A 6,383-nucleotide genomic window follows, 5' to 3' on the forward strand; every position below is an offset into this window, starting at 1 on the left:
GCCGCATGCGGCAGAGGGGCAAAGCCCCTTTTCTGCCGTCCAATTTGAACTTCAGGCATCAGCGCAGGATCAACCGCAGGCCAGCGCCTTGGAAATGGCCGTCGCGCTGTAGTCACTGACAGCCTCCGAGCGCAAATCCATGCCATCCCATCTGACAATCTGCACACTGCGCCAATTGCCACTGGCCAACACCATCTCGGGCCCGCGCCCGCAATCGCGTATACCGCCCTCGATATAGTCCCAACCGATGCGGTGATTGGAAAATCCGGCCTGGCTTGCAACCGGCTCCAAACGCACTTTGCCCGCCCCGTCCGGGACATAACGCCAAACCCGCAGGGTCTTGGCCAAATGCGGACGATCGACATAGGCGAATTCCATCACCCCGTCGCCGTCCAGATCGGCCGCGCCCAAAGGCGCGAGCCAGCGAAACCGCGTGCCGATCCACGGCGTCGTCGCAAGCGGCGCCAGCGCGCCATCGACCAAGCCCCAAAATGCCAAACGCGCGCCTTGTGTCTCGTGGCTTTCGATCACCATCACTTCAGGCTGGCCATCAGCGTCCATATCAAACAGGCGCGGCTCGAGATCTTCGAAAACCACGGGCCGTTCATAACGCGCCTTCAGGCTGCGCCCATCCGACAAGCGTACAACAAGGGTGTGCCACTCGAGTGCATCCCCGAGAACAGCGTGCGGATACCGGTCCGTAGCGCCCTCATAGCGCGCAGCCTCAATCTGCTGGGCTGCGGCAGCCCCGGCCAGCCAAAGGCCCGTCATCAGCCATGCGCCGCGGGCAAGACCGCGACAATGGCACGACGGCAGACGCGGCGCCCGGCTTCGGGACAGGCCCGACCGCCGGTGCATCAGATCTGTTTTTCCGGCATTTGCACAACCAGACCGTCCAGCGCATCCGTGACCTTGAGCTGGCAGGTCAAACGCGACCGGGCCGGATCAGGCTCATAGGCAAAGTCGAGCATGTCTTCTTCCATGTCTTCCTTGCCCGGCAGTTTACCGACCCAATCGGGATGAACATAGACATGGCAGGTGGAACAGGCGCAGGCGCCTCCACAGTCCGCTTCGATACCCGGGATACCATTGTCGCGCGCGCCTTCCATGACGGTCAGCCCGTTTGCAACGTCGACCACATGTTCGGTTCCGTTGTGCTCGATGTAGGTAATTTTCGCCATGACAGCGCTCCTTGAAACTTGCTCCGTCACATACCTAGTGCGCGAAAACGTCCGCCGCCAGCCCCTTTTGCCGGCAATTCCGCGCTCCTTTGGGAACTGCGACCGCCGTGGCCATGCCACTTGGCTTTGCCATTCAAATGTTCTACTTATGTTCCATGCAATCCCACGGCTCCCACTGGCCCCGTCCACCCGCAGCCCTGACCGCTGCCCAGCTTGAACTGCCACCGCAGAACGCACGGATCTGCGTGGCTGGTCTTGTGATTCTGCGACAACGGCCCGGCACCGCCAAAGGGGTCATCTTTCTCACGCTTGAGGATGAAACCGGCGCTGTGAATGTCATTGTCTGGCGCAAGCTATATGAACGATACCGGCGTGCCGTGATCGCCGGGCGCCTGCTGCGGGTGACGGGCCGATTGCAGCGAGAAGGCGGCGTTGTACATGTTATTGCCGAACAGATTGAGGATATCTCGCCACTGCTGGACACTCTTCTGACTGGCCCGCTTCCCACACAGGCCGAAAACGGGTAGTTTCGCGCAAACCAAGGCACGACAAGAGGCCCGAGCAGTATGAAACCCACACCAATCGCCCTTGCGGCGCTTTTGGCATTTGCGGCCTGTTCCAGCGAACAGCAGCCCTCTGTCACCCGCGCGCAAACGGCCCCCGCACCGACACCCGCGCCTGTGGTCAGTGCCGCAGACAAGAGCGGTCAATGCTGGGCCCGCGAAGTCACCCCGGCCGTCTACGAACATGTTATGGGCGAAGTTCAGGTTGTTCAGGCGGAAATCGCGCCTGATGGAACCGTTCTGCGCCCCCCTGTCTATCGTCGCGCACCCGTACCCCGGATCGTCAAACCAAGGGCCGAGATGCGCTTTGAAGCGCCCTGCGCCGAGGCGATGACGCCCGAATTCATTGCCTCTGTGCAGCGCGCACTGGCGGCGCGGGGCTATTTCGCGGGGAACGTGACCGGCGTTATCGACGGCACAACAGCCGCATCGATCCGGCGCTACCAGACAGAACGCGGCCTGAGCAGCGCCCAGTTGTCCTTGCAAACCGCCCGTGATCTGGGCCTGATCGCGGTCGAGATTGAACCCCGGGAAAGCTGATCCAGCGGGTTCTTGCTTATGCGCTGCAGGCTGACCCTGCGACCATCAGGCCAGCGAAGGCAGCCAAAGGACGATCGCCGGGAAACTGACCAACAAGGCGATTGTGATCGCATCCGCCACAAAGAACGGCGTCACGCCGCGGAACACATCCTGCACGGACAGTTCGGGCCGCACACCAGCCACCACAAAGCAGTTCAGACCAATGGGCGGCGTGATCAGGCAAAACTCGGCCATTTTGACCACCAGAATGCCGAACCAGACCGCGCACATTGGGCCGCTCATCCCAAACGTGCTGTCCGCCGCGCTGACAAATTCGCCGCCGTTCAGCGCCATGACCGCCGGGTAGACCACAGGCAAGGTCAGCAGCAGCATGCCGATAGCATCCATGAACATGCCCAGCACCGCATAGGCCAGCAGAATGCAAACAAGGATCAGCATCGGGCTGTATTCAAGCGAGGTGATCCAGTCCGAAAAGGCACTGGGCAGATCCGCAAAGCCCAGAAAGCGCACATAGATCAGTACGCCCCAGATGATCGCAAAGATCATGATCGACAGTTTGGCGGTTTCGACCAAAGCATCCTTGAGCTCAGGCAGACGCATGCCACGCCACAACGCCATGCAAAAGACGATAAAGGCCCCGATGGCCCCACCCTCGGTCGGTGTTCCCCAGGCATCACCGCCAAAGGGGTTGTAGACAAAGAAGATGATGATCACGACGACCGCCACAATAGGCAGCGCCGGGGGCAGGCTGACAAAGCGCTCTTTCCACGTAAAGCCCTTTACCGGCGGGCCAAAGTTCTTGAGCGTCAGCGCCATGGTGATGATCAACGCCGCATAGATGAAGGCCGAGAAGATGCCGGGAATGAAGCCCGCTAGCAGCAGCTTGCCCACGTCCTGTTCCACGATGATCGCATAGATCACAAGGATCGCAGAGGGCGGGATAAGGCTGGCCAAGGTGCCGCCCGCCGCCACAACGCCGGCAGCAAAGCGTTTGTCATACCCGATCTTGAGCATCTCTGGGATGGCAATGCGCGCAAAAACCGCCGCTGTTGCCACCGATGCGCCCGAAACCGCCGCAAAGCCCGCTGTTGCAAAAACCGTGGACACCGCCAACCCGCCCGGCACCCATGCGATCCAGCGCTTGGCTGCCTCAAACAATGCACGGGTCAGCCCTGCGTAATAGGCCAGATAGCCAATCAGGATGAAGGTCGGGATCAGGCTTAGCGCCTGACTGGACACCTTGCCATGAGGCACCTGCCCCGCAATTTTCACGCTGATTTCCAGCGCCTTGCCAAAACGATCCGGATCATAGCCGAACTGATCCCAACGCAGCCAGATCAGTCCAACCATCCCCGCCAGAGCCGCGGCAAAGGCCACACGCATGCCCAGCACCACCAGAACGAACATGCCACCCGTTACCCAAAGGCCGATTTCAATCTGTGTCATTGTGCGCGCCTCTAGATTTGTTCGGCTTCGGCCGCAGCGATCTCAGCCGCTGATTGTACGAGCGGAACAGCCACAGGCCGATCAAGGCCCAGCACCAGCGCCCGGCCATACCCGATCAGTTGCAGGACCAGACGCAAGCTCAGCACCGAAAAGGCGACCGGAACGACCAGTTTTGCTGGCCAGATTGGCAACCCGATGTCGATCGAGCTGTCGCGACTCCAGTTCGGCGCGCTAAAATCGAAGCTGCGATCAAAATGGGACCATGTGCCCCAGACCAGCAGGATCATCAGAACCAGAATGAAAAAGGTGGTCATGAATTCAAAAAACCACAAAACCCGACCCTTGAGCTGGCCGATCAGAATGTCCATGCGAATATGCCCGCCGCTGCGCTGGACGTAGGCAATCCCAAAGATTGCGATCAGCGGCATCGCCATCTCGATCCAATCCACATAGCCGGGCAGCGGTTCGTTAAAGAAGTTGCGGCCTGTCACCGACACGACTGCCAGCACCATCAGCATGAAGGCCCCGATTCCGGACACGAAAGCCATGACCCACTCCAGCTTTTCCAGCCGCTTGTCGATCCGGCTTAGCAGACTGCCGTCGCTCAAAACCGATGCACTACCAGCCATTGCTCAATTCCCCATTTGCCGCCGTGCGGCTCAACGTCAAAAAACCCCGGCCTAAGCGTTCAGGCCGGGGTTTGTTGTTTTGCAACGATCAGTTGCTCATGCGCTGCTTTTCGAGGGTCGAGAAGACCAGATCATAAAGCTCTTGGGCTGGCAGGCCCTGTGCGGCCATGTCGGCCAGCCATGCGTCATGAATTGGCTTGCCCGCCACTTCGCGGAACTTGGCCAGCTCGTCATCCGAGATCATGACCTTTTGCACGCCTTTCTCTTCCAGAACGCTGTCCCAACGCTCAAGCAGAGAACCGTAGTTCGCAAGATAGTGGTCAATGGCTTCGTCGACCGACTCGTCGAACGCGGCGCGGTGCGCATCAGACAGGCCGTCATAGCTGTCGATGTTGACGACAACCGGGCAGTTCACGGTGCCGGGGTTCAGGTTGGCCGTCCACCAGTCGGCCTGGTTGATCGTGCCAAAGGACAGGTGCGCATGCTGCGCAAAGGCGACCGTATCAACAACGCCGGATTCCATGGCCTGATAGGCTTCGGAGCTGGTCACAGAGGTCGGCACACCGCCAACCGCACTGAACGCTTTGCCCAGACCACCGGTCGCGCGCACACGCATACCGTCGAATTCAGACAGCTCATCGCGCGGATCGCCGGTGCCAACCAGATTGTACTGAGGCATGGGTGAGGTCATCACCATCTTGGCATTCCACTGCGCCATTTCTTCGGCAACAGCTGGATGGGCATAAACCGCATGGCTGACCGCAACCTCTTCGTCGAGGTTCGCAACACCCAGGAAGGGCAGCTCAAGCACGGTGATCGCGCGGTTCTTGTCGGCGTGATAACCCGCGCAGAACTGGGCCATCTCAAAGGCGCCAATCGAAATACCATCGAGGTTCTCACGGTTCTTGGACAGGCCGCCGTAGCTGATGTTCATCGTAAATTCGCCGCCGGTCTTTTCCTCGACCAGTTCAGCCAGTTTGTGAATGTGCTCGGTAAAGGCGCGACGCTTGCCCCAAACCGACACGTTCCATTCCGTTGCAGCAGCTTCGGTCACGAATGTCATCGCGATGCCGGCCGCAAGCAGCTTTGCAGTAATTGTGGACATCCTTGGTCCTCCCTTTGAATTATCGCACGGCGGTTAGCCCGCCTTACCCGGAAAGTTAGCCTAACAGCCGCACAGTGCAAGCGTCACATCCATCACTGTAGGCAGGGATGGAGATTCGCGGCCGCGGGATCTGCGAGAACCGAAAAGCCGGATGTTAGCGGTATACAAATGCATACCGCAACGATTTGTCACACCTCTGCGTTGAATGAGCAATGACCGCAGCCGCCTGCCTTCTACCGAAAACTGGGTAGAAACGAAGTTCACGCAGGGTCAAGAAAAACAGGTGGTTTAGCGCTGACTCTGTGAAGATATTTACATTTTTGAACGCGTATATGAAAAGTATTTACAGCTAATACCTTATTTTCATTTGTATTATTTCATACTTTTCCATTTCCTTTATGTTCGCCTTGACATCGAAGTCCGCGCCGCATCGGTCGCAGACGTTCCATGGAACGAGGGAGGCCACATCCATGAAAGACGAAATCATTTCGCCAGACACAACCTATCCGCCATCATCATCGATTGTTTCTGGCGCGCATGTTGATGGTGCGTCTTATGATGCGATGTATGCGCGTTCTATTGAGGATTCTGATGGTTTCTGGGCCGAGCAGGCGCAGCGTCTGGACTGGATCAAGGCGCCGACGCAGGTTTCGGACGTGGATTTCACGCTCGGGCAGGTCAAGATCAACTGGTACGCTGACGGTCAGCTGAACGTCGCCGCCAACTGCATCGACCGTCATCTGGCCACCCGCGCCGATCAGACCGCCATCATCTTTGAGCCGGACGATCCGGCCGAGGCAGCGCAGCACATCACCTATGCCGATCTGCACGCGTCGGTCTGCAAGATGGCCAATGTGCTCGAAGGGCTGGGCGTCACCAAGGGCGACCGTGTCATCATCTACCTGCCGATGATCCCCGA

General features: G+C 59.0%; 8 protein-coding genes. 3 read left to right on the forward strand and 5 right to left on the reverse strand.

All coding sequences use genetic code 11. The features are described 5' to 3' along the window. Positions 1–69 precede the first annotated feature (69 nt). Together PFY00_RS08995 and PFY00_RS09000 are read right to left on the reverse strand one after the other, a co-directional pair. Positions 70–771 carry an FG-GAP repeat domain-containing protein gene (locus tag PFY00_RS08995; protein WP_271432195.1) on the reverse strand — a complete coding sequence of 234 codons (702 nt, stop codon included), beginning with the start codon at positions 769–771 and terminating at the stop codon, positions 70–72. A gap of 86 nt (positions 772–857) precedes the next feature. Further along, the gene (locus PFY00_RS09000) at positions 858–1,181 is read right to left on the reverse strand and encodes a 2Fe-2S iron-sulfur cluster-binding protein (RefSeq protein WP_271432196.1); all 324 of its coding nucleotides are present in this window, start codon (positions 1,179–1,181) and stop codon (positions 858–860) included. Positions 1,182–1,336: 155 nt separating this feature from the next. On the opposite strand from PFY00_RS09000, the gene PFY00_RS09005 reads away from it, so the two are divergent. Then, a complete protein-coding gene (locus PFY00_RS09005; RefSeq protein WP_271432197.1) occupies positions 1,337–1,708 on the forward strand; it encodes an OB-fold nucleic acid binding domain-containing protein in 372 nt (123 codons plus the stop codon). Between the two features lie 39 nt (positions 1,709–1,747). Further along, positions 1,748–2,284, forward strand: coding sequence for a peptidoglycan-binding domain-containing protein (locus PFY00_RS09010; RefSeq protein ID WP_271432198.1), 537 nt, complete (start codon positions 1,748–1,750; stop codon positions 2,282–2,284). 45 nt (positions 2,285–2,329) lie between these two features. Here the strand turns inward: PFY00_RS09010 and PFY00_RS09015 are convergent, their stop codons facing one another. From PFY00_RS09015 to dctP, 3 genes are all read right to left on the reverse strand, one after another. Continuing rightward, the gene (locus PFY00_RS09015) at positions 2,330–3,730 is read right to left on the reverse strand and encodes a TRAP transporter large permease (protein ID WP_271432199.1); all 1,401 of its coding nucleotides are present in this window, start codon (positions 3,728–3,730) and stop codon (positions 2,330–2,332) included. A gap of 11 nt (positions 3,731–3,741) precedes the next feature. Next, a complete protein-coding gene (locus PFY00_RS09020) occupies positions 3,742–4,359 on the reverse strand; it encodes a TRAP transporter small permease subunit (protein WP_271432200.1) in 618 nt (205 codons plus the stop codon). Positions 4,360–4,447: 88 nt separating this feature from the next. Then, positions 4,448–5,464, reverse strand: coding sequence for a TRAP transporter substrate-binding protein DctP (gene dctP / locus PFY00_RS09025; protein WP_271432201.1), 1,017 nt, complete (start codon positions 5,462–5,464; stop codon positions 4,448–4,450). A 470-nt stretch (positions 5,465–5,934) separates the two neighbouring features. On the opposite strand from dctP, the gene PFY00_RS09030 reads away from it, so the two are divergent. Further along, positions 5,935–6,383, forward strand: a 449-nt coding sequence (locus tag PFY00_RS09030) for an acetyl-coenzyme A synthetase N-terminal domain-containing protein (RefSeq protein WP_271432202.1), incomplete at its 3' end; no start/stop codon positions are given.

Source organism: Thalassococcus lentus, from assembly GCF_028023555.1.
In the GTDB taxonomy this organism is placed as follows: Bacteria; Pseudomonadota; Alphaproteobacteria; order Rhodobacterales; family Rhodobacteraceae; genus Thalassococcus_A; species Thalassococcus_A lentus.

Coding starts and splice junctions, on each gene's coding strand:
- PFY00_RS09015 (WP_271432199.1), bottom strand. CDS start 3,730: ATGACACAGATTGAAATCGGCCTTTGGGTAACGGGTGGCATGTTCGTT.
- dctP (WP_271432201.1), bottom strand. CDS start 5,464: ATGTCCACAATTACTGCAAAGCTGCTTGCGGCCGGCATCGCGATGACA.
- PFY00_RS09005 (WP_271432197.1), top strand. CDS start 1,337: ATGCAATCCCACGGCTCCCACTGGCCCCGTCCACCCGCAGCCCTGACC.
- PFY00_RS09010 (WP_271432198.1), top strand. CDS start 1,748: ATGAAACCCACACCAATCGCCCTTGCGGCGCTTTTGGCATTTGCGGCC.
- PFY00_RS08995 (WP_271432195.1), bottom strand. CDS start 771: ATGACGGGCCTTTGGCTGGCCGGGGCTGCCGCAGCCCAGCAGATTGAG.
- PFY00_RS09020 (WP_271432200.1), bottom strand. CDS start 4,359: ATGGCTGGTAGTGCATCGGTTTTGAGCGACGGCAGTCTGCTAAGCCGG.
- PFY00_RS09000 (WP_271432196.1), bottom strand. CDS start 1,181: ATGGCGAAAATTACCTACATCGAGCACAACGGAACCGAACATGTGGTC.